The organism is Klebsiella quasipneumoniae subsp. quasipneumoniae (assembly GCF_020525925.1).
Lineage (GTDB): Bacteria > Pseudomonadota > Gammaproteobacteria > Enterobacterales > Enterobacteriaceae > Klebsiella > Klebsiella quasipneumoniae.
This window is the reverse complement of record NZ_CP084876.1, coordinates 2,848,162-2,871,947: the sequence shown is the minus strand read 5'-3', so window position 1 is coordinate 2,871,947 and position 23,786 is coordinate 2,848,162. Positions and strand designations below refer to the sequence as shown.

Genomic DNA, 23,786 nt, shown 5'->3' with positions numbered 1-23,786 from the left:
CTTTACGCCGTAGGCCGGGAATTTCCTGTGCTATGATTCATAAAGGAAAAATATAACAACAGAATGAATCAGATGAGTAAACTCGACGCCTTTATTCAACAAGCGGTGACGGCGACGCCGATCAGCGGCACATCATTAATCGCCTCGCTGTATGGCGACGCCTTATTACAACGCGGTGGGGAAGTGTGGCTGGGCAGCGTCGCGGCGCTGCTGGAAGGATTAGGCTTCGGCGAGCGTTTCGTCCGCACCGCGCTGTTTCGCCTCAATAAAGAGGAGTGGCTCGATGTCGTCCGTATCGGCCGCCGCAGCTTCTATCGTCTGAGCGACAAAGGGCTGCGCCTGACCCGACGCGCGGAACATAAAATTTATCGCGCGAACGCTCCGGAATGGGACGGCACCTGGCTGCTGCTGCTTTCGGAAGGCCTGGAGAAAAATGTGCTGGCCGACGTCAAAAAGCAGCTGCTGTGGCAGGGGTTTGGCGCGCTGGCGCCGAGCCTGTTAGCCTCGCCGTCGCAAAAGCTGGCGGATGTCCAGTCGCTGCTCCATGAAGCGGGGGTCGCCGAAAACGTCATCTGTTTTGAAGCCCACTCGCCGCTGGCGCTCTCCCGGGCGGCGCTGCGCAGCCGGGTGGAGGAGTGCTGGCATCTCACCGAACAAAACGAGATGTATGAGGCCTTTATCTCGTTATTCCGGCCGTTACTGCCGCTGCTGCGCGATTGCGACCCCGCGGAGTTAACGCCGGAACGCAGCTTTCAGATCCAGCTCCTGCTGATTCATTTCTATCGCCGGGTGGTGCTCAAAGATCCGCTGCTGCCGGAAGAGCTGCTGCCGGCGCACTGGGCGGGGCAAACCGCCCGCCAGCTGTGTATCAATATTTACCAACGGGTGAGTCCCGGCGCGCTGGCGTTCGTCAGCGAGAAAGGTGAAAGCTCGGTCGGCGAGCTTCCCGCGCCGGGCCCGCTCTATTATCAGCGCTTTGGCGGTTTGCCGGGCGCATAAGGAGGTTGCATGCCGATTTATCAGATTGATGGACTGACCCCGGTGGTGCCGGAGGAGAGTTACGTCCACCCGACCGCGGTGTTGATTGGCGACGTGATCCTCGGCAAAGGGGTCTATGTTGGGCCCAACGCCAGCCTGCGCGGCGATTTTGGCCGCATCGTGGTCAAAGACGGGGCCAATATTCAGGACAACTGCGTGATGCACGGCTTCCCCGGCCAGGATACGGTGGTGGAAGAGGACGGACATATCGGCCACGGCGCTATTCTGCACGGCTGCGTGATTGGCCGCAACGCGCTGGTGGGGATGAGCGCGGTGATTATCGACGGGGCGACCATCGGCGAAAACAGCATTGTCGGCGCCTCGGCCTTTGTCAAAGCCAACGCTGAGATGCCCGCCAACCATCTGATCATCGGCAGCCCGGCAAAAGCGATTCGCGTCCTGAGCGAACAGGAGCTGGCGTGGAAAAAACATGGCACCCGTGAATACCAGGTGCTGGTGGAACGCTGTAAGCAGACGCTGCATCAGGTCGAGCCGTTACGGGAAGTGGAAGAGGGGCGTAAGCGGCTGGAATTTGATGAAAACCTGCGGCCAAAATCCTCAACCTGAGGGGGAAATATATGGCAGAGAAATTATCCGCTCACTGTCACTGCGGTGCGGTGGCGTTTACCGTTGAACTCAGCGACGGCTTCAATACCGCTCGGCGCTGTAACTGCTCATATTGTCGAATGCGCGGGGCGGTCGCGGTCTCTTCGCCGCGTTCAGGCATAGAGGTGGTACGCGGAAGGGATAAGCTCACCGAGTATCGCTTTAATACAGGTGAAGCCGTGCACTTTTTCTGCTCGGTATGCGGGATCTACACCTTTCATCAACGGCGTTCAAACCCACAGGAGTATGGGGTGAATGTGGCCTGCATTGACGGCGTGTCGCCTTTCGATTTTTCCTGCGTGGAGGTCAACGACGGGGTGAATCATCCAAACGATGGCGGCGGAGGCGTGGTGGGGTATTTGCGCTACGAGAAAAAGTAAAACACTCCTCCCGCAGGAAGCGAGAGGAGTGAAATATTAGGCTGCAACCACGCTGTCGATGGCCGCTTTTGCGTCAGACTGCGCTTTGGCCGCGACTTCCGGGCCGTAAGCGATACCTTCGGCGAACACGAAGTTCACGTCGGTGATGCCGATAAAGCCGAGGAAGGTGGACAGGTACGGGGTGACCAGGTCGGTCGGGGTATCTTTATGGATACCGCCGCGGCTGGTCACGACGACCGCGCGTTTACCGGTCACCAGACCTTCCGGCCCTTTCTCGGTGTAGCGGAAGGTCACGCCGGCGCGAGCCACCAGGTCAAAATAGTTTTTCAACTGCGTCGGAATGTTGAAGTTGTACATCGGCGCAGCGATAACAATCACATCATTGCCTTTCAGTTCGGCGATCAGCTCGTCGGAAAGGGCCAGCGCTTCCTGCTGACGCGGCGTCAGCGGCGCGTCGCTCGGACGCAGGGCGCCAACCAGTTCACCATCCAGAACCGGGATCGGATTAGCGGCCAGGTCACGTACGGTGATCTCGTCGCCCGGGTGTTTTTCCTGCCATTGTTCAACAAAATAGTCGGAAAGCTGACCAGATTGTGAGTACCCTGCCAGAATACTGGATTTCAGAACTAATACTTTGCTCATGGGTGTTTCCTTTTTTAATGTGATTGACGGGTCAGTGCCCTGGTGCTTGATGACACTGTATTCACAATCGCGCCACAGAGATAGCGCAATATATCGAATCCTATGTTCAGATTTTTTGAACAAGGCACGGATGGCACAGATGTGGTACTCTAAGGCAATACTTCAAAAGAGATTTTCCCGGCAGAGCTCTGCCCGATAACGCTATGACAGAACAACAAAAAATCACCTTCCCCCAGCTTTATCAACAGCTCGACGGCCTGATGCTGCGCGACAAAACGCGCTTTGCCCGCCGTCTGCACGGCGTGAAGAAGGTTAAAAATCCTGAATCGCAACAGGCCATCCTCCAGGAGATGGCGCAGGAGATAAGCCAGGCAGCCGGTAAAGTCCTGCTGCGCGAAGCGGCGCGACCGGCCATCACCTATCCGGAAAACCTGCCGGTTAGCCAGAAAAAACAAGAAATTCTCGAGGCGGTACGCGATCACCAGGTGGTGATTGTCGCCGGGGAGACCGGTTCGGGTAAAACCACCCAGCTGCCAAAAATCTGCATGGAGCTGGGCCGCGGGCTGAAAGGGCTGATCGGCCATACCCAGCCGCGTCGTCTGGCCGCGCGAACCGTCGCCAACCGTATCGCCGAGGAGCTGCAAACGGAGCCGGGCGGTTGTATCGGCTATAAGGTCCGCTTTAGCGATCACGTCAGCGACAACACCATGGTCAAGCTGATGACCGACGGTATTCTGCTGGCGGAGATCCAGCAGGATCGCCTGCTGATGCAGTATGACACCATCATTATCGATGAAGCGCACGAGCGCAGCCTGAACATCGACTTCCTGCTCGGCTATCTGAAAGAGCTGCTGCCGCGCCGTCCTGACCTGAAAATCATCATCACCTCGGCGACCATCGACCCGGAACGTTTCTCAAAGCATTTCAATAATGCGCCGATTATCGAAGTCTCCGGGCGGACTTACCCGGTGGAAGTGCGCTACCGGCCGATAGTGGAAGAGGCGGACGATACCGAGCGCGATCAGCTGCAGGCGATCTTTGATGCCGTCGACGAGCTGGGGCGCGAAGGGCCTGGGGATATTCTGATCTTTATGAGCGGCGAGCGGGAGATTCGCGATACCGCCGATGCGCTGAATAAGCTGAATCTGCGCCATACCGAAGTGCTGCCGCTGTACGCTCGCTTGTCCAACAGCGAGCAGAACCGCGTCTTCCAGCCGCACAGCGGACGGCGCATCGTGCTGGCGACCAACGTGGCGGAAACCTCGCTGACCGTGCCGGGCATCAAGTACGTTATCGATCCCGGTACCGCGCGTATCAGCCGCTACAGCTACCGCACCAAGGTGCAGCGCCTGCCGATCGAGCCGGTTTCCCAGGCCTCTGCCAACCAGCGTAAAGGCCGCTGCGGCCGCGTCTCGGAAGGGATCTGTATTCGTCTTTATTCCGAAGACGATTTCCTGTCGCGCCCGGAATTTACCGACCCGGAAATTCTGCGCACCAACCTGGCGTCGGTCATCCTGCAGATGACCGCCCTGGGCTTAGGCGATATCGCCGCCTTCCCGTTCGTTGAAGCGCCGGATAAGCGCAACATTCAGGACGGCGTGCGCCTGCTGGAAGAGCTGGGCGCGATCACCACCGATGAGCAGGCCACCGCCTATAAGCTAACGCCGATGGGCCGCCAGCTCAGCCAGCTGCCGGTGGACCCGCGCCTGGCGCGGATGGTGCTGGAGGCGCAGAAGCACGGCTGCGTGCGGGAAGCGATGATCATCACCTCCGCGCTGTCGATTCAGGATCCGCGCGAGCGGCCGATGGATAAGCAGCAGGCCTCCGACGAGAAGCACCGCCGCTTTCACGATAAAGAGTCTGATTTCCTCGCCTTCGTCAATCTGTGGAACTACCTCGGCGAGCAGCAGAAGGCGCTGTCGTCGAATCAGTTCCGCCGCCAGTGCCGGGTCGATTTTCTGAACTATCTGCGCGTGCGCGAGTGGCAGGATATCTACACCCAGCTGCGTCAGGTGGTGAAAGAGCTTGGCCTGCCGATCAACAGCGAACCGGCGGAATACCGCGAGATCCATACTGCGCTGCTGACCGGTCTGCTGTCGCACATCGGCATGAAGGATGCCGATAAACAGGAGTTTACCGGCGCGCGTAACGCCCGCTTCTCCATCTTCCCGGGGTCCGGTCTGTTTAAAAAGCCGCCGAAGTGGACGATGGTGGCGGAACTGGTGGAAACCAGCCGGCTGTGGGGCCGCATTGCCGCCCGCATTGAGCCGGAGTGGGTGGAGCCGGTCGCGCAGCACCTGATCAAACGCTCATACAGTGAGCCGCACTGGGAACGGGCGCAGGGCGCGGTGATGGCGACGGAAAAGGTCACCGTCTATGGCCTGCCGATCGTTGGCGCGCGTAAGGTCAACTACAGCCAGATCGATCCGGCGCTGTGCCGCGAGCTGTTTATCCGCCACGCGCTGGTGGAGGGTGACTGGCAAACGCGCCACGCCTTCTTCCGGGAGAACCTGAAGCTGCGGGCGGAAATCGAAGAGCTGGAGCATAAGTCGCGCCGCCGCGACATTCTGGTGGATGACGAGACCCTGTTCGAATTCTACGACCAGCGCATCAGCCACGACGTCATCTCCGCCCGGCATTTTGACGCCTGGTGGAAGCAGGCCAGCCGCGACACACCGGATCTGCTCAACTTTGAGAAGAGCATGCTGATTAAGGAAGGGGCGGAGCAGGTCAGCAAACTGGACTATCCGAACTTCTGGCACCAGGGCAATCTGAAGCTGCGTCTGACCTATCAGTTCGAGCCGGGCGCCGACGCCGACGGCGTGACGGTGCATATTCCGCTGCCGCTGCTTAATCAGGTGGAGGAGGCCGGGTTTGAATGGCAGATCCCCGGTCTGCGCCGGGAGCTGATTATCGCCCTGATAAAATCGCTGCCGAAGCCGGTGCGGCGCAATTTCGTCCCGGCGCCCAACTATGCGGAAGCGTTTCTTGGCCGGGCGACGCCGCTGGAGCTGCCGCTGCTCGACTCCCTTGAGCGCGAACTGCGGCGGATGACCGGCGTGACCATCGACCGCGAAGCCTGGCAGTGGGATCAGGTGCCCGATCACCTGAAAATCACTTTCCGGGTGGTGGATGATAAAAACAAGAAGCTACAGGAAGGGCGCTCGCTGCAGGCGCTGAAAGAGGCGCTGAAGGGCAAAGTTCAGGAGACGCTGTCGGCGGTCGCTGATGACGGCATCGAGCAGAGCGGGCTGCATATCTGGAGCTTTGGCACCCTGGCGGAGAGTTACGAACAGAAGCGCGGCAACTATAAGGTAAAAGCCTGGCCGGCGCTGGTGGACGAGCGCGACAGCGTGGCCATCAAGCTGTTTGATAATCCACAGGAACAGCAGCAGGCCATGTGGCGCGGTCTGCGTCGCCTGCTGCTGCTTAACATTCCGTCGCCGATTAAGTATCTGCACGAGAAGCTGCCGAACAAAGCCAAGCTCGGGCTCTATTTTAACCCGTACGGCAAAGTGCTGGATCTGATTGACGACTGCATCTCCTGCGGCGTTGATAAGCTTATCGACGAGGCGGGCGGGCCGGTGTGGACGGAAGAGGGCTTTAGCCAGCTGCATGATAAAGTTCGCGCCGAGCTCAACGAGACGGTCGTGGAGATCGCCAAACAGGTCGAACAGATCCTCACCGCGGTGTTCAATATCAACAAACGGCTGAAAGGCCGGGTGGATATGACCATGGCGCTGGGGCTGTCGGACATCAAAGCGCAGATGGCGGGGCTGGTTTACCGCGGCTTTGTCACCGGCAACGGCTTCCGTCGTCTTGGCGATACGCTGCGCTATCTGCAGGCGATTGAAAAGCGTCTGGAGAAGATGGCTATCGATCCGCACCGCGACCGCGCGCAGATGCTGAAAATCGAGAGCGTGCAGCAGGCGTGGCAGCAGTGGCTGAATAAGCTGCCGCCGAACCGCCGTGAGGACGACGATGTCCGGGAGATCCGCTGGATGATCGAGGAGCTGCGGGTGAGCTTCTTCGCCCAGCAGCTGGGGACCCCGTACCCTATCTCGGACAAACGCGTGCTGCAGGCGATGGAGCAGATTACGCCGTAACCTGGCCGGTTGTCCCCGGTGGCGCTGCGCTTACCGGGGCGACGGGCCAGGCGTCCACGCTTAAGCGTTGACCCACGCCAGGGTAAAGCCGTCCCAGCCTTTCGTGCCCACGGTTTGCAGCGCCGTTGCCGTCAACCGTGGCTCGGCGCCCATCATCTCAATGAACTGACGCACGCCCTGAACGCGCTCGTCGGCGCTCTGTGGGTTGACCACTTCGCCGTCGCGTACCACGTTATCGCCAATAATTAAGGTTCCCGGGCGGGAATAACGCAGCGCCCAGCGCAGATAATGGGGGTTATTCGGCTTATCGGCATCGATGAAGATCAGGTCGAAAGCGGGACATTCGCCAAGCGCCTCCAGGGACTGTAGCGCGGGCCCCTCCCGCAGCGTGACCCGCTGGTCAACACCCGCCAGCTGCAGATTCTCCCGCGCCACGCGGGCATGATGCGCGTCGGCCTCCAGGGTGAGGAGTTGGCCGTCGGCAGGAAGCTCGCGCGCCATCCAGATGGTGCTATAGCCGCCGAGGGTGCCGATCTCCAGGATCCGCTTAGCCTGGGTAAGCCGTACCAGCAGGGCGAGAAACTGACCCTGATTGGCGGCGACATCGTGTGCCGGGAGCCCGGCACGATGGTTGTTTTCCAGTACCCGATCGAGCACAGGATCGCTGGGAATTAAGGCCTCAATCAAATAATTGTCTACTGCAGACCACTGTTGTTGCATATGACGCTTCCCCATTTAGCTCCCTGATGAGTCAGACCAGCCGCCTCCCAGCGCCCGGTATAGATCGATCTGCGCCAGCAGCAGGTTATTCTTCACCTGTACCACGCTAAGCTGGGTGGAGAACAGCGTTCGCTGGGCATCAAGCACATCCAGATACGAAGAGTAGCCGTTACGGTAGCGGTTCTGCGCAATGCGCAATGTTTCTTCCGCCACCGCCTCCTGCCCCTGCAGTTCGGTCAGCTGTTCGCCGTAGCGGCTAATGGCGTCCAGGCTGTCATTGACCTCTTTAAACGCGCCGCGCACCGTTTTCTCATAGCTGTACAGCGCCTGGTTGCGCTGGGCCATTGAGACATCCACCTGGGCATTTAACGCCTGGCGGTTAAGCAGCGGCGCCAGGATGCTACCGCCAATGCTCCAGAGTCGCAGCGGGTTGTCCAGCAGATCCGGCAGCGTCCGGTCCTGCAGGCTGCCGGTGGCGGTCAGGTTGATAGACGGCAGCAGCTGCGCCTGGGACGAGGCCAGGGTGGCATCGGCGGCGACCAGCTGACGCTGGGCCTGTACGATATCCGGGCGGCGGTTGAGCAAGGTGGACGGCAGCTGCGAGGGCAGACGCAGCGGGGTGAGCCCGGCGAATTCGCCGCGTTTTATCGCGCCGGGGTTATCCCCCAGCAGCACGCTGAGGGCGTTTTCCTGCTGCGCAATCTGGTGCTGCAGCGGCGGGAGCTGCGCCCGCGTGGAGCGCAGCTCCGAATCCGCCTGCATCAGCTCAAGGCGCGAGGTATACCCGGTTTCATACTGACGTTTGGCCAGGCGCCAGGCGTCTTCCCGCGCCTGGAGCGTCTTCTGCGTGACCCGCAGTTGCTCATCCAGCGACAGCAGCGTCACGTAGCCCACGGCCACCGAGGCGGCGACGCTCAAATTGGCCGCGTCGGCAGCGGCTTTCTGCGCCTCGAGGCTGGCCCCGGCGGCGCTGGCCGCGCTGCGGTTCGCGCCCCAGATATCGACATCATAGCTGGCGGTCAGGCCGCCTTTGTACAGCGTGCTGTGGATCGGCAGGCCGGTGGCGGCGGACTGCGCGCGGGCGCGGGTGCCGGTCAGGCTGGCATCCAGCGAGGGGAAAAGACTGCTGTCGGCGGCATACGCCCGCGCCTGATACTCATTCACCCGCTCGCGGGCGATCAGCACATCGCTGTTATAGCGCAGCGCCCGGTCGACATACTGATTCAGCGCGCTGTCATGAAAATTGCGCCACCATACGCCTTCCACCGGGCTGGCAGGGCCAACGTCGGCCCGCCAGGCGGCAGGGATGGCGAGCGTCGGCTGGGCGCGCTGCACATCGGCGGACTGACAGCCGACCAGCGCCAGGACGATGGCAAGGGTGACCGGGCGGATCATGGCTGCTTCTCCGCGCGGGTATCAATGGTCACCTGCACCGACATGCCGGGGCGCAGGCGCTCGCTGTTGCGTTGCCCCTCGTTAACCGTGATGCGCACCGGGATGCGCTGGGCGATCTTGACGAAGTTGCCGGTGGCGTTGTCCGGCGAAATGGCGCTGAACTCCACCCCGGTCGCCGGGGAGATACTCTGCACCTTGCCGTGGAAGGTCTCGCCGTTGAGCGCGTCAACGGTGAAGGTAACCGGCTGGCCGATACGCACATCGGCCAGCTGGGTCTCTTTCAGGTTGGCGATCACCCAGTGCTGCGGCGGCACCAGCGAAGTCAGATGGGTTCCGGCGCTGACGTAAGCGCCAAGACGCACCGAAATCTGCCCCAGCTGGCCGCCGGTGGGGGCGATGATCTGCGTATTCTGCAGGTCAATCTGCGCCAGCTCGAGGGCGGTTTTGGCGCTGGCCACGTCGGCCTCCAGTGAATCGCGATTGACGATGGTCGATTCGCGGTCCTGGCGCGACATCTCCAGCGCCGCTTTCGCCTGTTCAATATCCGCTGCCCCCTGGGCGGCGCTGGCGCGGGCGGAATCCCGCTCGCGGATCGACAGCGATCCATCGGCGGTCAGCTCCTGCACCCGTTTTAAATCAGCCTGGATTTTCAGATTCTGCGCGCGGGCGTTCTGCAGCGCGGCTTCATTTTTGGCGATCGTCGCCTCGGCGCTTTTGCGCTGCTGCAGGTTGTTGCGCAGCGCCGCCTCCTTCATCGCCAGGGTGGCCTGGGCCTGGTGCACTCGCTGCTTATAGATGCGATCGTCTATCTGGAACAGCACCTCGCCCGGCTGAACGATGGCGAAATCCTTGACGTTGACGGCAGTGATGTAGCCGTTGACCTGCGGACTGATAAAGGTGGTCTGCCCGCGCACGTAGGCGTTGTCGGTAAACTGGCTATGACGGGTGAACGGCGGCAGTTGCCAGGCATAGAGGATCACCAGTACGCCGACGAGGCCTATCGCCGCGGCGGTAAAAATGGAAACCACGCGAATGTTGTTCCGGGTGTTGGCCTGTTGTTTGGCCGCATCCTGCTGACTCATAACGACTCCAGAGATGAAATGATGATAATTATTTGCTGCCGGTGGCGCGTTTTAAGGCGATACGGGCGGTCAGTCGTAAGCGAATTAAGCGCCAGAAAACCCACACTAACGTCCCGGCGGAGATCGCCGCCGTCAGCAGATAGGTGTCATTCCAGGCGAGAATATTGGCCTGCAGCGTCGCGGCGTTTTGCAGCAGGGTGGTGGCCTGGACGTTAAGCAGCGTGCTGTCGCCGATCTGGCTCTGGTACATCTGGCTGTACTGCTGCAGCCGCTCGACGATCAGTGGGTTGAGCGTGGTTATCTGGTCCGCCAGCTGGCTGGAGTGAAATTTCTCCCGCCAGGTCTGAAAGGTGCCGAGTATCGCCGACCCCAGCAGACCGCCGATGTTCTGGCTCATGCCGAACAGCACCGAGAAGCTGACCAGGTTGCGCGGATCGGCGAACACCCCGCCAATGCCGGCGAGCATCGCCGGCGCCAGAAAGAAGGCGCTGCCGAAGCCAAGCAAAAACTGGCTGAACATCAGCTGTTCCGGACGGGTGAGGGCGTTGGACTGGCTGTCGAGCAGCGAGGCCACCATGATCAGCGCCAGGGCGGTAGCGGTCGGCCAGTAGAGCTTCTGCGGGTTAAGCGTCAGGCAGCTGGCGATGATCCCGCACAGAATGCCGGCGAAAATTGACCACGCGAGGTTGGTCATCTGTTCGTTTTGCAGGCCAACGTACTGCAGCCAGCCGATCACCCCGGTATTCTGCTCCGCCAGCACGATGCGGATCAGCAGCATAATCAGACCCAGGCGCAGGATACTGCCGCTGGAGAGCCATTTGGTATTGAGCAGGGGATTGCTGCGGTTATGCTCAAAGGCGATGGCGGCGACGATCAGCACCACCGCCGCGGCCAGCGACCAGCCGATCCACGGCGCTTCGAACCACCACTCGAGCCGCCCCAGTGAGAGCACCGCGCAGACCAGCGCCATGCCGGGGGCCAGCAGGAAGAAGGTAATAAAATCCTTCTTCTCGAACACCTTTTTACGATCGCTCGGCGGCAGCTTCAGGGCGATGACGCAGGCCAGCGACACCAGCGCCAGCCCCAGCTCAAAGAAGTAGAGCCCGCGCCATTCATCGATCTGCAGCAGCTCGGTGGAAAAGAGGCGCGCCAGCGGAATGGCCAGCGACGAGCCGGTGATACCGATAGTCAGCCCTTTCAGGCGGTGGCGTGCGGGCCAGGCCTGCACCTGATAGTAGATCCCCAGCGAGCTGAGCGCCGCGGCCACCATGCCGTGGGCGGCGCGGACCATCATCGCCGAGCTGAGATCGTTGACGAACAGGTGGAAGAAGGTGACCAGCACATAGAGCACCAGAAAGCCTTCGGTAAAGGCGCGCAGCCCGAACTGCTGACGAAATTTCACCAGCAGCAGGTTAATGGAGACGTTGGTCATGACATACACCGCCGGTAGCCAGGCGATCTCCGTCGACCAGGCGGCGAAGGTGCCCTGCAGCAGCTGCAGATTGGCGGTGACCACCGCGTTGCCCAGCGCGCCGGTGAGGCACACCAGCAGCCCGACCACCCCGTAGGCCAGGCGCTTCGCCGGGCTGTGCAGCGGCGTCGATGGCGAGCCGAGCAGGGCCGGTTTTTCATGCGGCGCCCAGTCATGAGGGACGTAGGGGTTACTCTGGCGACGGGGCATTATTTCTTCTCCACTTCGCGCAACAGCTTTTCCAGCACCCGCTGAGTTTGTTCCCGCTCCTGCGGCGTGATCGCCGTCAGGATCTCTTCACGCAGATCGTCCGCCACCGTTTTGACCTGCTCGAAGAGGGCCTGCCCCTGGTCGGTGACCACCAGCAGCCGCTTGCGTTTATCGCGGTCGGTGGTGACGCGCTCCACCAGGCCGAGGGCCACCAGGCGGTTGATCAGCGGCACAATGGTCGGGCTCTCCACTCCCAGCTCCTGCGCCAGTTCGCTTTGCGACAGCGGCTGGTGGTGGCGGGCGATGGCGGCGACCGCCACCCAGCTGGCCTGGCTGAGACCGAGGTTTTTCAGCCGACGATTAACCGCCAGCCGCCAGTGATGGGCGGTCAGATATAAAAGATGGGAGAAGTTAAGCTGTCGATGGTCCATAGGTCGTCTGCCAAAATCGTTAGAGCTCTAACGAGTTTATGTCTGACAACCGGCGGAATTCAAGGGAAAGGATAAAAAATGGTTAACGGTGTGTGCGTTTATTGTGGCGACAGGAGGATACCCCCTCAGGCCATTTACTCATGGAGGATGCTCTTATTCTGCGCCATCACCCAGGTGATAAAAGCGCGCAGGGGCGCGGGAATATGTTTGCGACTCGGATAGTAGACGCAGAAATGATCCGCCGGGTAGCGGTAGCTGGGTAATAAGCGGACCAGGCTGCCGGCGTTCAGTTGCGCGGACACCAGCGACTGATAGACAAAGGCGATCCCCAGTCCGCTCTCCGCCGCCTGGATCATCGCCGTATCGGAATCGACGACCAGATCGCCCTTGACGGCGACTTCGCCTGGCTCGCCGTCGGGGCTGATAAATTCCCACCGGTACTTTTCGCCGCTGGGAAAACAGCGGTTGATGCAGCGGAAATTGACCAGCGACTGCGGGGTGTCGGGCGCTCCGGCCTCGTGGAGATAGTCCGGGCTGGCCACCGGGATCAGCGACAGCTTCTCGCCAAAGGGGATGGCAATCATATCTTTGGGCACGTCCCGGGAATAGCGAATGCCAGCGTCAAAACCGGACTCGATAATATTCACTTTCCGATCGGTGGTAAACAGCTCCAGCGTCACGTCAGGATAGGCGGTTTTAAAAGCAATAAAATAGCGCTGAAAGAAAAGGTCGAGAACAATGCGCGGTAAATTGACTTTCACCACCCCTTCCGGGGTCAGACGGTGATAATTCAGACTGTCGACCACCCGGCGATAATCATTCACCACCGGCGTCATATTATTAAGAAATTCCTCACCCACCGCGGTTAAAGACAAACTGCGCGTCGAGCGATTGAGCAGGCGCACGCCTAATTTTTCTTCCAGATGATTAATAGCGCTGGTGAGGGCCGGCGGTGAAAGATTTAATGCTCTGGCAGCTTGCCGAAAACTGCCATGTTTCACTATGAGTATTAATATTTCAATTTGTTGCAAATCAGGCAACGTTTTCATTGTTAATTTCCAGCTAACACCGCGTTCGGAATAGATTAATTGTTATCAATGTAAAAGGGAAGTATATATTTAATAACATTCAGCACGTAAGGAAAATAAGGTGAAAACACGTTATCTCGGAAAAGAGAAGTTCCAGGTTTCCGCATTGGGTCTCGGGTGTATGGGAATGAGTTTCGCCTATGGCGGCGCTGAGGAGTCGCAGGCGATTAATACCATCCATGCCGCAGTGGACATGGGGGTGACCTTCCTGGATTCCGCCGAAGTGTATGGGCCTTTTGACAATGAAGTCCTTGTTGGGAAAGCGATTAAAGGCATCCGCGATAAGGTGCAGATTGCCACCAAATTTGGCTTTCGTATTCTGCCGACCGGCCAGGGGCTGGAGCGGATGGCCGGCGTCGACAGCCGTCCGGAACATATTCGCGAGGCGGTGGAAGGGTCGCTGAAGCGGCTGAATATTGAGACCATCGATCTGCTCTATCAGCACCGCGTCGATCCTGCGGTGCCGGTGGAAGAGGTGGTGGGCACCATGGCCGACCTGGTCAAAGAGGGTAAAATTCGCCATATCGGGCTGTCGGAAGTGTCAGACCAGACGTTGCGCCGGGCCTGCAAGGTGCATCCGATCGCCGCGGTGCAGACGGAATACTCGCTATGGACCCGTGAGCCGGAGGGCGGCATCCTCAAGGCCTGCCGCGAGCTGGGCGTGGGCTTTGTCCCTTACAGTCCGCTGGGCCGCGGCTTCCTGACGGGCCAGATCACCGACCCCGGCGTCTTCGCAGCCGATGATTTTCGTCGCAATCTGCCGCGCTTCCAGGCCGAAACCATGCGCAAAAACCAGCAACTGCTCGACCGTCTGCAGCAGGTCGCCAGCCGCTACGAGGCCACCCTGGCGCAGATGGCCCTCGCCTGGGTGATGAGCAAAGGGGAAGATATCGTGCCGATCCCCGGGGCGCGAAAAATGAACCATCTGCGCGATAATGCCGCTGCGGCCGATATTATGCTCTCCCCTGAGGATATTCTCGCCATCGATCATATTTTCGCTCCCGAAAACGTCGCCGGATTACGCTATAACCAGGGCGACTTTAATTTAATCGATAAATAATCTCCTGAATACGCTCCTCCCGCCGGTCTGGCGGGAGATAAGGTAACTTATGACTATTGCTGTTTCCCGTCCGGCGGGATTGCCTGCGGCGGTGTATGCGCTTTCCGTGGGTTCATTTGGTATTGGCACCACCGAATTTGTGATTATGGGTTTATTACTCGATGTGGCCCATGACTTTCATATATCCATTACGCTCGCCGCCTGGTCTATTACCGCTTATGCCTGTGGGGTGGTGATTGGCGCGCCGCTGCTTACGCCGCTATTAAGCCGTTATCGCAAAAAACCTGCGCTGTTATTTTTAATGATCTTATTTTCCATTGGAAATTTAGGCTGTGCGATCGCCGGTAATATGACCATGCTAATTATTGCCCGGGTAATAACTGCGTTCGCTCACGCCTCGTTCTTCGGAATAAGCTCGGTCTATGCCGCGGAGCTGGCGCCGGTGGATAAACGGGCTTCGGCGGTCTCCGCCGTGTTTCTCGGCGCCACCCTGGCCAATATTCTGGGCGTGCCGCTCGGCGCCTGGGTGGGGCAGTACCTTGGCTGGCGCTATACCTTCTATATGGTCACGCTGATCGGCATTCTCTCCGCCCTGGCGGTGATCGCCCTGGTGCCTGGCCGTCAGGCGCAGCCGTCGGCCCGGAGCCGGATCCGCGATGAGCTGAAGGTGCTCCGTCATCCCGCGGTGCTGCGCAGCCTGCTGATCACCGCCCTCGGGTTCTCCGGCGTCTTCGCCGCCTTCACCTACATCGCGCCGATGCTGAAAACCGTCACCGGGATGAGCGACCACCTTATTCCGCCGGTGCTGATGCTGTTCGGCGTCGGGATGGTCGCCGGGAATCATCTTGGCGGCCGACTGACCGACGGCGGCGTCCGCCGGGCGCTGCTGCTAACTCTCGCCTTGCTGAGCGTCGTCCTGTGTCTTTTCCCGTGGGCGATTCAGACGCTGCCCGGCGCCTGCGCGGCGGTGTTTCTGCTGGGGGCGGCGATGTTCTCCACCATTCCGCCGCTGCAGATGCAGGCCCTGGACAGCAGTGAGAGCGGCAAAAGCATGGTCTCTTCGTGCAATATCGCCGCCTTTAACCTCGGCAATGCCGGCGGCGCCTGGTTTGGCGGGCTGCTGCTCGCCTCCGGCGTCTCTCTCTCTCACATTCCCCTGGCCGGCGCTTGCCTGACCGCCAGCGGATGGGTTATCGCTAGTGTGACGTTGTCACCTTTAAAAGGAAGTCAAGCATGAAGTATCGATATTTAGGTTCCACCGGGCTGTCGGTTTCGGAGCTCTGTTTTGGCGCCATGACGTTTGGCGAGAAAGGGGCCTTTCTCGGCGCGCCGGGGCGCAACTGGTCGGAATTCGGCGTGGTGCCTGAGCAGACGGCCTACGACCTGGTGTACAAAGCGCTGGACGCCGGGATTAACTTTTTTGATACCGCGGACTGTTATAAGAACGGCCAGGGCGAAGAGCTGCTCGGCAACGCGCTGAAGGGAAAACGCCAGCAGGTGATTATCGGCACCAAAGGACGCTGGCAAACCGACCCCAACCCGAACGCGCTGGGGGCTTCGCGCTACCATATCATCAATGCCGTCGAGGCCAGCCTGCAGCGGCTGAAGACCGATTATATCGATATCTATCACCTTCACGGGTTCGATCCGCGCACCGCGCTGGAGGATACCCTGCGCACGCTGGATACGCTGATCCGCGCCGGGAAAATTCGCTATATCGGGGTCTCCAACTACGCGGCCTGGCAGCTGGCGAAGGCGCTGGGGATCTCGGAGCGCCTTGGGCTGGAGAAATTCTGCGTCTATCAGGGCTATTACAATATCGCCGCGCGTGAACTGGAGCATGAGATTATCCCGCTCAGCGTCGATCAGAACGTCGGCATCACCGTCTGGAGCCCGCTGGCCGGGGGCTTTCTCACCGGTAAATACCCACGCAATCAGGCGTTTCCCGAGGGCAGTCGCCTGGCGAACGCCACGCCGTTCGAATCCGCGCCGATCGCCAACCGCGAGCAGGCCTGGCAGACCCTGGAGGTGATGCAGGAGATTGCCCGCCAGCGCAACGCCAGCGTCGCGCAGGTGGCGCTCAACTGGCTGCGTACCCGTCCGGGGATTGCTTCGCTGGTGATCGGCGCGACCAAACTGGCCCAGCTGGAGGATAACCTGGCGGCGCTGAACTGGACGCTGAGCGACGAGGAGACGGCGATCCTCAACAGCGTGAGCGAGAAAGAGAAACCATACCCCTACTGGCATATCTGCAATGTCGCCGGCGATCGTCGTCTGGCCGATGATATCTATCCCTAATCACCCTACACCCAGGCAACACGCGTATGCCCCGCACGGGGCATACAGAGAGGCTCGATCGTGAAAAAAGTACTCATTGTTGGCGCCGGCCCGGTAGGGTTAATCATTGGCTGCTATCTGAATAAGTATGGAATTGATTTTGATATCATTGATAAAAATACCCACAGCACCGCCTGGTCCAAAGCGCTGAGCGTCAGTCCGGCGACCATTAAAGCCTTCCACGGCTTAGGCCTTGCCGGGGAACTGATCGCCCAGGGAAAGCAGGTTCAGTCAGTCTACGCTTACTATAAAAACCGCAAATTCCTGCATATCGATAACCGCCGACTCGCCACCTGTTACCCCTTCCATGTCAGTATCCCGCAGCCGCGGACGGAGAAGATCCTCGAAACGGCGTTGGCCGACGCCGGGCGGGAGGTCAAACGTGGGCACCAGCTGATCTCCTGGCGCCGGGAGGGGGAACGCTATCACGTCTCCCTGCTCGACGATGCCCGCCGGGCCTGTTCCGCCGCTTATGACTATATTATCGGCGCCGACGGCGCGGCCAGCACCGTCCGCGAGCTGGCCGGGATCGGCTTTAGCGGTCATGACTATCCGCTGCATTTTGTGATGGCGGACGTGCAATTCGACCGCGCGGCGGCGCTCCCGGGAACCTCCTACCATATTGATGAGCAGGGCTTTTTGATTTTCCTGCCCATGCCGGACAATCAGGTCAGGATCGTGATTAAAAAAGCCGGGCGCCTGCCGACGCCGCGTCCGGTGCCGGACCTGCAGGAGATTAACGCCGCGCTGGCGCGCTACTGCCCTCAGGTGCCGCCGGCGCAAACGCTCACCTGGTCTTCCAGCGCCAATTTCTATAACCGCATCGCCGATGACAATCTGCAGCATCATATTATGCTGGCGGGAGATGCCTTCCACCTGTTCAGTCCCATTGGCGGGCAGGGGATGAACACCGGCGTCCAGGATGCGGTGAACCTCGCCTGGAAGCTGGCTTTCTATCTGCACGGCGTGGCCACTGACCGACTGCCGGCGTCTTATCGCGCCGAGCGCTTCGCGGCGGTGAGCGGTGTACTGCGCTTCACCGATCGCGATACCGGCCTGATTGCCGGTCTGGTGCCGAGAAATCATATCGACGGGGTCTACTTTCCGGAGTTTTGCAACCGTCACTACTATCGTCACCAGCTGCCGCTGCAGTACGCCGGTTTCACCGCGACGCAGGCGCAGCGCCCGGACGGCCTGGCAGGGCACCATGTTCCCTGGTACGTTTTTGCCTCGCCGCAGGCGATGTTTCGCAACAGCTATGACGTCTTCGCCAGCGGTAAGGTGGTGATCTTTTCCGCCCGCGCCGCTTGTCCTCCTATGTCCCGCCTGAAGCAGGCCGGCTGGTTTATATTCTGCCCCCTCGAACCGGCGGACGAGGCGTTTCTCGAAGCGCTACAGATCGGCCCCGATGACTATGCGGTGGTCAATCCCGATGGCTATGTGGGCTTTACCGGCAGCGAAGCCGGGACACGGCAGTATCTTTCCTCGCTCTACGTAATGGAATAATCATGAACAAAGTCTATATCGTCGCGGCCTGCCGTACGCCGGTGGGGCGCTTTCTTGGCGCCCTGAAAACGGTCTCCGCGGTGGAGCTGGCCGCGCTCACCGTCAGGCACAACCTGCAGCAGGCCGGCATTGACCCGGCGTGGATCGATGAGGTGATCTGCGGCTGCGTCCTTGCCGCCGGGCAGGGGATGGGACCGGCGCGTCAGGTTGCGCTGCGGGCGGGGATCCCGGTGCAAAAGCCGGCTTACACCCAGAATATGATCTGCGGTAGCGGCATGAAAAGCCTGACCGAAGGGGCGATCCATATCCAGAGCGGTTATGCCGACCTGGTGGTTGCCGGCGGAATGGAAAATATGAGTCAGGCGCCGTTTTTGCTGCGGGGAGAGATAAGGGGCGGGATGAAATTCGGCGCGTTCAGCAGTGAGGATGTGATCCAGCGCGACGGATTAACCGATCCGCTGCTGCAGATCCCGATGGGGGAAACGGCGGAGACCATCGCCGCGCAGGAGCAGATCTCGCGCGCGGCGCAGGACCAGTATGCCCTGGAGAGCCATCACAAAGCCTCCGCCGCCAGCCGCGCCGGCTATTTTGCCGATGAGATGGTGCCGGTGACGGTCAGCGCGAAGCGGGGCGTCAGCACGGTCCGCGAGGATGAGCCGATCCGCCATGATCTTAGCGCCGAGCAGCTGGCGGCGCTGAAACCGGCCTTTCGCGCCGACGGCAGCGTCACGGCGGGCAATGCCTCCGGGCTGAACGATGGCGCCGCGTCGGTGATCCTCGCGTCGGCGCGCGCCGTTGCCCGCTATGGCCTGCAGCCGCTGGCGGAGATTGTCTCCTTTGGCGAGGGCGGCGTCGACCCGTCCATGATGGGGCTTGGCCCGCTGCCGGCCATAGCGTGCGCCCTGCGCCGCGGGCGTTTTCAGCTCAGCGATATGGCCCGGCTGGAGATTAACGAAGCCTTTGCCGCGCAGGTGCTGGGGGTAGTCAAGGGACTGGCCAGAGCGCATCAGATGACGGAGGAGGAGATTGCTTCCCGGCTGAACGTCCACGGCGGCGCGATCGCCCTCGGCCATCCGCTGGGCAGTTCCGGGACGCGGATTGTGGTCAGCCTGGTGCACGCGCTGCGCCGGGAGAATCAACCGACCGGCCTGGCGTCGCTGTGCATCGGCGGCGGGATGGGGATTGCGTTACTGGTGAAAACGATCTGAGGAGACAAGCGCCATGGAAAAATTAATTGTAGTGGGTGAGAAATTTACCGATTTTGCCCGGCGGCATGAGAATGTGCTGACGGTGAATGAGTTTGAGCGGTTTGTCTGGAGCGGCGAGCTGGCCGGGGTCGATAAAATCGTTATCGGTCAGGGGGTACAGCTCGACGACATCTCCCGCACCATCTGCATTATTCGTCAGCACTATCCGGACACAATGCGCCAGATCGTCAATCTGCAGGATCTCTATTATCAAAACAATCGCGATCATCAGCGGCTGGTACATAAACGTAAAAAAGCGAATATCCTCATCACCTCGCCGGAAAAACGCGATGAGGATAGCTATTGCGCGCGCCTGATCCTGCAGGATGCCTCGGAGCTGCTCTGCGACCACCAGACCGGGCAACATATTCAGGGGATGGTGCTGATCGAGGCGGCGCGGCAGACCATCATCGCCACCACGGAAAAATTCCTGCTGGCGGAGGCCGGCGTGGCGATGGCGGAGAAGTACTTTACCCTGAGCTCGCTGCAGGTGGCCTTTTCCTGCTTTGTTTTTCCGCTGCCGGTGACCATCGTCCTCAACGTGGTGTCGCGCAAAAGTTCAGCCCATGGCCGCTTCACCTGTGAATGCTCGGTGGGGTTTGACCAGACCGGCACCCGCAAAGCGGAAGTTGGCTTTAGCTTCAGCGTCTATGACCTTAACTACATCACTCGCAAAGAGTGCGAGCAGGCGGCGCAGTGCCATCAACATTATCTGGTCAGTATTGAGCAGGGGGACGGGGATGAGCATCGCCTTTTTTGATGTGGATGAAACGCTGATTACCGGCAAAAGTATGTTCCTGTTTCTGCACCGCTATGCCGCGGAATATCCGCTGCAGTGCGGTTTGACGGCCGCGGCGATTGTCCGGCAGCTGCAGGCGCTCAGCGAAGCGGGTCAGCCGCGGGAGGCGATCAACCGCTACTATTACTCGCTGTTTCGCCACGAGTCGCGCCCCCGGGTGCGGGCGGTCGCCGAGCGCCTGTATCGCGAAGGCGGATATGGTTTTCACCGCGAGGTGGCGGCGCGCCTCAGGCAGCATCAGGCTCGGGGGGATGACGTGGTGTTTGTCTCCGGGTCGATGACCGCCATTCTCTGGCCGGCGATGGCGGCGCTGGGGGTGGAGCATGCCCTGTGCTCAGAGCCGGTCGTGGTGGATGACCGCTATACCGGTGAGCTCTGGCGGACCGCCATCGGCGAACACAAGGCGGCGCATGCCCAATGCTATGCGCAGGAAAAGGGTCAGCCGCTGGCGGCATGCTACGCCTTCGGCGATCATATCTCGGATCTGCCGCTGCTCGCCGCGGTCGGCCACCCCTGCGCGGTGAATCCCTCTCCGGGGCTGCTGGCGGAGGCGCAGCGTCGGGGATGGCCAGTGCTGTGGTCCACCGGCGGCTGACGGCGCGACGGCAAAAAAAAAGGGGCGGCGCAATGCCACCCCTGATTCACTTCCTGACGGGGATCAGCCCGGGTAGATGCCGCGGTCTTTACGCGCCATCAGGATGCGCTCGCAGGCCACGATATAGGCGGCGGTACGCAGGGTACATTCTTTCTCGGCCGCTTTATCGCAGACGTGAATAATGGCGTCGGTCATGATGCGGTCCATCTTGGCGTTGATCTCCTCTTCGCTCCAGAAGAAGCTGGCCATGTCCTGCACCCACTCAAAGTAGCTGACGGTCACCCCGCCGGCGTTGCAGATAACGTCCGGCACCACGATCACCCCGCGCTCGGCCAGCACATCGTCCGCTTCCGGATAGGTTGGGCCGTTAGCCCCTTCCAGCACCAGTTTGCAGCTCAGTTTCTCAGCGCGCTCGCGGGTGATTTGCCCTTCCAGCGCCGCCGGGATCAGGATGTCCATCGGGGTGGTCCAGAATGCCTCTTTATCGATCTCCTGAGCGCCCGGGAAACCGGCGATCTGCTTTTTCTCCGCCTGCCAGGCGGTGAGGGCGGCCATATCAATCCCGCCTTCGTTGTACAGGGTGGCGGTGTGATCCTGAATGACCACTACGCGGGCGCCGACGCCGGCGAACAGGCGCGCCGCTTCGCTACCGACGTTACCAAAGCCCTGCAGCGCCACTTTAGCGCCTTCAATTTCGATGCCGGCGCGACGGGCCACTTCCCGGCCGGTGACGAACACGCCGCGTCCGGTGGCTTTTTCACGACCGAGGGAGCCGCCGAGGTGGATCGGCTTGCCGGTGACCACGCCGGTGATGGTGGTGCCATGGTTCATGGAGTAGGTGTCCATCATCCACGCCATCACTTTGCCGTTGGTGCCAACGTCCGGCGCCGGAATATCTTTCTGCGGCCCGATGATAATGCCGATTTCGCTGGTATAGCGGCGAGTCAGGCGTTCCAGTTCACCTTCCGACAGCGAGAAGGGGTCGACGCGGATGCCGCCTTTGGCCCCGCCGTAAGGAATATTGACCGCGGCGCACTTAATGGTCATCCAGGCAGAAAGTGCCATGACTTCGTTAAGATCAACATCCGGATGGTAGCGAACACCACCTTTACCCGGCCCACGCGAAAGATTGTGCTGAACGCGATAGCCCTCGAAGTGGCGAATGGTGCCGTCGTCCATCTGCACAGGGATGTCGACGATCAGCGCACGCTTCGGATGGCGCAGGGTTTCCACCCAGTAGGCAAGATCGCCGAGATAAGGCGCGACACGGTCGATCTGGCGCAGGTAGGTGGTCCATGGAGATGTACTACTTTCAGATGCGTAAGATAACTTTTCCATAAGAGTCCTGTTTCTCAGTGTTATTTATGTCGTGTAAAACCGTGGAATAGCTACAGCAGTAAACTCTGTGCAATGAATGGTATCACCAATTTTATAAAGCGGTATTTGACGGCAATTCCGATTTTTAAATTTTTGTTAGAAATTTTATTTTTTAAGTGAATAACTACGCACGAGAACCACCCGCAAGCTGTGCATTTTAATTCACTTTTTATTCACTTAAGTGCATAAGAAAATATTTTTTCTATGTTTTTCATTATCTTGATGATCTTCAAAAAGTGAATAAATTGCGTTTCCCCATATTGACAATCTTATTGTTCACAGGCCAGCATTAGCCCACACAACAACATGGCGTTAACCATGAATTAACAAATACCCGTAAAAAGAATAGGGCTTAAGTTTTCTGTGGTGAATATTTTTACCATCGCAGCGGGCGCGCTCGTGCCCAAAATAAGCCGAGGGTCAGGGTTAATGTCGATTGTCCAACGCGGCGGGAGCGTTTTCCGTCGTCTTACGTTCCGGAGATGAATGATGTCAGGCAGTATGACTCGCGAAGATTTTGACGCTTACCTGGTTCCCTGTTTTGCCCCCGCGCCGTTTATTCCGGTGAGGGCGGCGGGCTCCCGCGTCTGGGACCAGCAGGGGAAAGAGTATATCGATATGGCCGGCGGCATCGCAGTGAACGCCCTCGGCCATGCCCACCCGGCGCTGGCTGAGGCCCTGCAGGGGCAGCTGGCGAAACTGTGGCATATCGGCAATGGCTATACCAACGAACCGGTGCTGCAGCTGGCGAAAACCCTGGTGCAGTCCACCTTTGCCGACAAGGTGTTCTTCTGCAACTCCGGCGCTGAAGCGAACGAGGCGGCCCTTAAGCTGGCGCGGAAATATGCCCACGATAAGTTCGGCGGTGAAAAAAGCGAAATCATCGCCTTCAACCACGCCTTCCATGGCCGCACGCTGTTCACCGTCTCCGTCGGCGGCCAGCCGAAATATTCCAGCGATTATGCGCCGCTGCCGCAGGGCATTACCCATCTGCCCTATAACGATATCGAGGCGGTCACCGCGGCGATCTCCTCACGTACCTGCGCGGTGATCGTCGAGCCGATTATCGGCGAAGGCGGGGTGATCCCGGCGGACCCGGCGTTCCTCCAGGCGCTGCGCGCCCTCTGCGATCGCCATCACGCCACCCTGATATTCGATGAGGTGCAGACCGGCGCCGGGCGTACCGGCCATCTCTACGCCTACCAGCATTACAACGTCGTCCCGGACATCCTCACCAGCGCCAAAGGGCTGGGGGGCGGCTTCCCGATCGGCGCGATGCTGGCGAAAGAGGCCTGGGCGCAGGTCTTCCAGCCAGGCACCCATGGCACCACCTTCGGCGGTAACCCGCTGGCGGCGACCGTCGCCAACGCCGTGCTGGCCCATCTGGATGCGCCGCTGCTGGCGGGGGTCGGCGAGCGCCATGCGCTGATCGTCGACCAGCTGAATGCCCTCTCTGCCCGCTACGATGCGTTCAGCGCCGTGCGCGGCGCCGGTCTGCTGATCGGCGCCGAGCTGGCCGGACCGCTGCGCGGGAAGGCCAAAACCCTGACCAACCTGGCGGCGGAAGAGGGGGTGATCGCCCTGATTGCCGGTCCGGACGTGCTGCGCTTCGCGCCGGCGCTCAATATCCCGCTGGCGGATATTGCGCAAGCCTTCGTGCGCCTTGATCGCGCCGTTGCCCGCTTAACCCGCTAAC

At 60.2% G+C, this 23,786-nt stretch carries 20 protein-coding genes and 1 pseudogene; 12 read left to right on the top strand and 9 right to left on the bottom strand.

The window, feature by feature from the left end:
- Nucleotides 1–72: 72 nt before the first annotated feature.
- Genes paaX through LGM20_RS13990 form a run of 3 tightly spaced genes read left to right on the top strand, consistent with a single transcriptional unit; the run spans nt 73 to nt 2,024 of the window.
- On the top strand, nt 73–999 hold the full coding sequence (gene paaX, locus LGM20_RS14000) for a phenylacetic acid degradation operon negative regulatory protein PaaX (RefSeq protein WP_072199087.1): 927 nt from the start codon (nt 73–75) through the stop codon (nt 997–999).
- A gap of 9 nt (nt 1,000–1,008) precedes the next feature.
- Nucleotides 1,009–1,605, top strand: a complete 597-nt coding sequence (gene paaY, locus LGM20_RS13995) for a phenylacetic acid degradation protein PaaY (RefSeq protein ID WP_023289462.1) — start codon at nt 1,009–1,011, stop codon at nt 1,603–1,605.
- 11 nt (nt 1,606–1,616) lie between these two features.
- Nucleotides 1,617–2,024: a GFA family protein gene (locus tag LGM20_RS13990; RefSeq protein ID WP_023289463.1), complete on the top strand. Its 408-nt coding sequence runs from the start codon at nt 1,617–1,619 to the stop codon at nt 2,022–2,024.
- 36 nt (nt 2,025–2,060) lie between these two features.
- Here the strand turns inward: LGM20_RS13990 and azoR are convergent, their stop codons facing one another.
- Complete coding sequence (azoR, locus tag LGM20_RS13985) at nt 2,061–2,666, bottom strand: FMN-dependent NADH-azoreductase (RefSeq protein WP_002902889.1); 606 nt, start codon at nt 2,664–2,666, stop codon at nt 2,061–2,063.
- 260 nt (nt 2,667–2,926) lie between these two features.
- Between azoR and hrpA the strand changes: the two genes are divergently transcribed.
- Entirely contained in the window at nt 2,927–6,772 is a 3,846-nt protein-coding gene (hrpA, locus tag LGM20_RS13980) for an ATP-dependent RNA helicase HrpA (RefSeq protein WP_240322551.1), read from the top strand.
- 60 nt (nt 6,773–6,832) lie between these two features.
- Here the strand turns inward: hrpA and LGM20_RS13975 are convergent, their stop codons facing one another.
- The 6 genes from LGM20_RS13975 to LGM20_RS13950 form a co-directional block, all read right to left on the bottom strand.
- A complete protein-coding gene (locus tag LGM20_RS13975) occupies nt 6,833–7,507 on the bottom strand; it encodes an O-methyltransferase (RefSeq protein WP_072413124.1) in 675 nt (224 codons plus the stop codon).
- Nucleotides 7,508–8,887, bottom strand: a complete 1,380-nt coding sequence (locus LGM20_RS13970) for an efflux transporter outer membrane subunit (protein WP_044522639.1) — start codon at nt 8,885–8,887, stop codon at nt 7,508–7,510.
- Nucleotides 8,884–9,969, bottom strand: a complete 1,086-nt coding sequence (locus LGM20_RS13965; RefSeq protein WP_044522642.1) for an HlyD family secretion protein — start codon at nt 9,967–9,969, stop codon at nt 8,884–8,886. The genes LGM20_RS13970 and LGM20_RS13965 overlap by 4 nt, the downstream gene beginning before the upstream one ends.
- Before the next feature lie 28 nt (nt 9,970–9,997).
- Nucleotides 9,998–11,650, bottom strand: coding sequence for an efflux MFS transporter permease (locus LGM20_RS13960; protein WP_032452666.1), 1,653 nt, complete (start codon nt 11,648–11,650; stop codon nt 9,998–10,000).
- Complete coding sequence (locus LGM20_RS13955; protein ID WP_023289469.1) at nt 11,650–12,081, bottom strand: MarR family winged helix-turn-helix transcriptional regulator; 432 nt, start codon at nt 12,079–12,081, stop codon at nt 11,650–11,652. Before LGM20_RS13955 ends, LGM20_RS13960 begins: the two co-directional genes overlap by 1 nt.
- Nucleotides 12,082–12,215: 134 nt before the next feature.
- Nucleotides 12,216–13,130: a LysR family transcriptional regulator gene (locus LGM20_RS13950; RefSeq protein ID WP_023289470.1), complete on the bottom strand. Its 915-nt coding sequence runs from the start codon at nt 13,128–13,130 to the stop codon at nt 12,216–12,218.
- 100 nt (nt 13,131–13,230) lie between these two features.
- Here LGM20_RS13950 and LGM20_RS13945 point away from each other — a divergent pair, with 100 nt between their 5' ends.
- The 7 genes from LGM20_RS13945 to LGM20_RS13915 are packed head-to-tail and all read left to right on the top strand — an operon-like array spanning nt 13,231 to nt 20,713.
- Nucleotides 13,231–14,229 (top strand): aldo/keto reductase, encoded by a 999-nt coding sequence (locus LGM20_RS13945; RefSeq protein ID WP_044522659.1) that lies wholly within the window; start codon nt 13,231–13,233, stop codon nt 14,227–14,229.
- A 49-nt stretch (nt 14,230–14,278) separates the two neighbouring features.
- Complete coding sequence (locus LGM20_RS13940) at nt 14,279–15,466, top strand: MFS transporter (protein ID WP_044522662.1); 1,188 nt, start codon at nt 14,279–14,281, stop codon at nt 15,464–15,466.
- Entirely contained in the window at nt 15,463–16,527 is a 1,065-nt protein-coding gene (locus LGM20_RS13935) for an aldo/keto reductase (protein ID WP_023289473.1), read from the top strand. The genes LGM20_RS13940 and LGM20_RS13935 overlap by 4 nt, the downstream gene beginning before the upstream one ends.
- A 60-nt stretch (nt 16,528–16,587) precedes the next feature.
- Nucleotides 16,588–18,072 carry an FAD-dependent oxidoreductase gene (locus LGM20_RS13930; protein ID WP_044522665.1) on the top strand — a complete coding sequence of 495 codons (1,485 nt, stop codon included), beginning with the start codon at nt 16,588–16,590 and terminating at the stop codon, nt 18,070–18,072.
- Nucleotides 18,073–18,074: 2 nt separating this feature from the next.
- A complete protein-coding gene (locus tag LGM20_RS13925; RefSeq protein WP_044522668.1) occupies nt 18,075–19,280 on the top strand; it encodes an acetyl-CoA C-acyltransferase in 1,206 nt (401 codons plus the stop codon).
- 13 nt (nt 19,281–19,293) lie between these two features.
- A complete protein-coding gene (locus tag LGM20_RS13920; protein WP_023289476.1) occupies nt 19,294–20,079 on the top strand; it encodes an AfsA-related hotdog domain-containing protein in 786 nt (261 codons plus the stop codon).
- The gene (locus LGM20_RS13915; protein ID WP_044522671.1) at nt 20,060–20,713 is read left to right on the top strand and encodes an HAD family hydrolase; all 654 of its coding nucleotides are present in this window, start codon (nt 20,060–20,062) and stop codon (nt 20,711–20,713) included. The genes LGM20_RS13920 and LGM20_RS13915 overlap by 20 nt, the downstream gene beginning before the upstream one ends.
- A gap of 63 nt (nt 20,714–20,776) precedes the next feature.
- On the opposite strand, the gene LGM20_RS13910 is transcribed toward LGM20_RS13915, so the two are convergent.
- Together LGM20_RS13910 and LGM20_RS13905 are read right to left on the bottom strand one after the other, a co-directional pair.
- Nucleotides 20,777–22,051: a Glu/Leu/Phe/Val family dehydrogenase gene (locus LGM20_RS13910; protein WP_023289478.1), complete on the bottom strand. Its 1,275-nt coding sequence runs from the start codon at nt 22,049–22,051 to the stop codon at nt 20,777–20,779.
- Between the two features lie 212 nt (nt 22,052–22,263).
- Nucleotides 22,264–22,410, bottom strand: a pseudogene (locus tag LGM20_RS13905) (hypothetical protein).
- 169 nt (nt 22,411–22,579) lie between these two features.
- Here LGM20_RS13905 and LGM20_RS13900 point away from each other — a divergent pair.
- Nucleotides 22,580–23,785, top strand: coding sequence for a bifunctional succinylornithine transaminase/acetylornithine transaminase (locus tag LGM20_RS13900; protein ID WP_023289479.1), 1,206 nt, complete (start codon nt 22,580–22,582; stop codon nt 23,783–23,785).
- Nucleotide 23,786: the final 1 nt, after the last annotated feature.

Coding starts and splice junctions, on each gene's coding strand:
- azoR (WP_002902889.1), bottom strand. CDS start 2,666: ATGAGCAAAGTATTAGTTCTGAAATCCAGTATTCTGGCAGGGTACTCA.
- hrpA (WP_240322551.1), top strand. CDS start 2,927: ATGCTGCGCGACAAAACGCGCTTTGCCCGCCGTCTGCACGGCGTGAAG.
- LGM20_RS13975 (WP_072413124.1), bottom strand. CDS start 7,507: ATGGGGAAGCGTCATATGCAACAACAGTGGTCTGCAGTAGACAATTAT.
- LGM20_RS13910 (WP_023289478.1), bottom strand. CDS start 22,051: ATGGAAAAGTTATCTTACGCATCTGAAAGTAGTACATCTCCATGGACC.
- LGM20_RS13925 (WP_044522668.1), top strand. CDS start 18,075: ATGAACAAAGTCTATATCGTCGCGGCCTGCCGTACGCCGGTGGGGCGC.
- LGM20_RS13940 (WP_044522662.1), top strand. CDS start 14,279: ATGACTATTGCTGTTTCCCGTCCGGCGGGATTGCCTGCGGCGGTGTAT.
- LGM20_RS13950 (WP_023289470.1), bottom strand. CDS start 13,130: ATGAAAACGTTGCCTGATTTGCAACAAATTGAAATATTAATACTCATA.
- LGM20_RS13955 (WP_023289469.1), bottom strand. CDS start 12,081: ATGGACCATCGACAGCTTAACTTCTCCCATCTTTTATATCTGACCGCC.
- LGM20_RS13960 (WP_032452666.1), bottom strand. CDS start 11,650: ATGCCCCGTCGCCAGAGTAACCCCTACGTCCCTCATGACTGGGCGCCG.
- LGM20_RS13965 (WP_044522642.1), bottom strand. CDS start 9,969: ATGAGTCAGCAGGATGCGGCCAAACAACAGGCCAACACCCGGAACAAC.
- LGM20_RS13915 (WP_044522671.1), top strand. CDS start 20,060: ATGAGCATCGCCTTTTTTGATGTGGATGAAACGCTGATTACCGGCAAA.
- LGM20_RS13990 (WP_023289463.1), top strand. CDS start 1,617: ATGGCAGAGAAATTATCCGCTCACTGTCACTGCGGTGCGGTGGCGTTT.
- LGM20_RS13970 (WP_044522639.1), bottom strand. CDS start 8,887: ATGATCCGCCCGGTCACCCTTGCCATCGTCCTGGCGCTGGTCGGCTGT.
- LGM20_RS13920 (WP_023289476.1), top strand. CDS start 19,294: ATGGAAAAATTAATTGTAGTGGGTGAGAAATTTACCGATTTTGCCCGG.
- paaX (WP_072199087.1), top strand. CDS start 73: ATGAGTAAACTCGACGCCTTTATTCAACAAGCGGTGACGGCGACGCCG.
- LGM20_RS13935 (WP_023289473.1), top strand. CDS start 15,463: ATGAAGTATCGATATTTAGGTTCCACCGGGCTGTCGGTTTCGGAGCTC.
- LGM20_RS13900 (WP_023289479.1), top strand. CDS start 22,580: ATGTCAGGCAGTATGACTCGCGAAGATTTTGACGCTTACCTGGTTCCC.
- paaY (WP_023289462.1), top strand. CDS start 1,009: ATGCCGATTTATCAGATTGATGGACTGACCCCGGTGGTGCCGGAGGAG.